The following is a 1,847-nucleotide window of genomic DNA, read 5'->3' on the forward strand; positions in this document are numbered from 1 at the left end:
ATTATCGGCAACTTTGGCGGATAGATCAGATTTTGCATTCTGAGCAAGCTCATTTTTCAAATCATTTTCTAAATTCAACTGATCATCCTTATTAACAGCCGAAATTTGCTGGCTGCTTCCGCCGCTAAAGTCCCCCGTAGAAGTCGCCGCGACCAAAGCCTTGGAATAATTTCCGACGCTAAACACTTCACCTTTGGCAAGGTTATATTGGGATCCTATATCATAAGCTGTCACATTTACAGTCGCTGTACCCGGGGACCCTGGCAGTAGCTGGCCCGAAACGGATGCCTCATTATTTGTAACAAATTTAAATCCGGACGATGACGTCAAACTTGTTCCAGCCGCTAAATTTATTGCTGCACCGTTACCGTTGGCAATTTGCACCGATCCCGTTGCCTTATTGCCGATTAGTTTAGTACCTGTTGTTGTTTTTGTTTTTTCTCCAGAAACTTGATCTGTTAATACTTTTGCAGGAATAATTCCGTTTCCTTGGTCAGATTGTCCTCCCGAATCGAAAGTGATTTGCACATTTTCCTCAGATCTCTTCGGTGTCACATAGATTGTCACCTTTGCTGTTTGCACAAACCACCATAAAATACTAACGGCCACAAACCCTAAACCCAAGACCGCCAAAATAGCTATTAAGCCTTTATTTGTGCGCGGAGACCCCGGATTCGCTTTAGAAAATATTTTTGAAAATGAATGGAATAGAATTTTTGATTTAGCCAAATAATTCACTGACTGTCTTTGCGGCATCGAATTTGCCACATTAACCGGAGATGGTTGGGAAGGTAGAGTCGCAACCGGAGGCGGAGGTTCCATGGGCATTACATTTTGAATGTCTTCTTTTTTCATTGAAGAGATATCCTCTCCCACTGCAAAGCCCATAGCCTCTGCAGAAACCGGCTTTTGTTCTTCCTGTTTTTCTTCCGGTTTTTCTTCAACAACTTGATCCTCTTCCCCCTCTTCCTCAGGAGTCACCACTGAGGTAACATCCCCGATTTCGGCTCCCCCTGCTAAGGCAGTCGCTAAAACTTTTCTATCAGTACTTAGTATTTCAACTTGGGGTGTATGCAAAAAACTTACTTTTCCTTCACCCCAATTTGCCTGAATTAGGGTTTGTTTTACCTCTTCAAGTTCCCCTTCTTTTCCATCATAAACAATGAACCTCGTAGGAAGGGGTGAAACGCCATCAAATCTGGAAAGTCCCTCAATAACATCATCAACCAAGGAAACACTTCGGGAAACTTCCGTTGTGCCGGCAAGTTCTCCCAATTTAAAAACAGATAATTCCAGATTTTCACTCCCGGATTTAAGAACAATCGCATTAAGCGGGGACCCTTCTTCAGATTTGTAAAGATGAGCTATAGCTTCAGGCAAAACCACAAACCCCACCGGGGTTAAAGAAAGCTCCGTGCAAAGTTTTTTAATTTTAATCAGATTTTCCGGCGAAATTTCTCCATCTTTTACCCATGATGTTGAAACCCCGAAAACTGTTTTTTGCGGTTCAGGGTAATCTTCCGGTAGTTTTTGGATTGCCGAGGAAAGTGCGGCATCAGTTGCTTCGACTAATTCATCTTCGCTCTCCCAGGGAATACCTGCTCCTATTCCAATAACTTCAGCCGTGCCTTCCCCTATGTACCATATCCCCGACTGAACTAACCCTTTTTCAATTACAAGCGCCCAAAAAAGCTCGGGTGGGCTTTCTTTATTTGTTAAAAAATCTTTGAGGTTCATTTTTCTTTCTTAGGTTGACCGTCAGCGAGGACGGCATAAATACGGACCACTCCGGATCCGATTTTCTCCTGTTTAATTATTCTAACACCACCAATCTCTTCGGTGTGAGT

1 protein-coding gene is annotated in these 1,847 nt (G+C 43.1%); it reads right to left on the reverse strand.

Translation table 11 applies throughout. From position 1 onward, the window contains the following. Positions 1–1,737 (reverse strand): baseplate J/gp47 family protein (locus WC815_24095; protein MFA5911872.1); only part of this gene is annotated, 1,737 nt, incomplete at its 3' end. Between the last annotated feature and the right edge of the window lie 110 nt (positions 1,738–1,847).

This window comes from Vicinamibacterales bacterium, from assembly GCA_041659285.1.
Lineage (GTDB): Bacteria > Acidobacteriota > Vicinamibacteria > Vicinamibacterales > UBA2999 > 12-FULL-67-14b.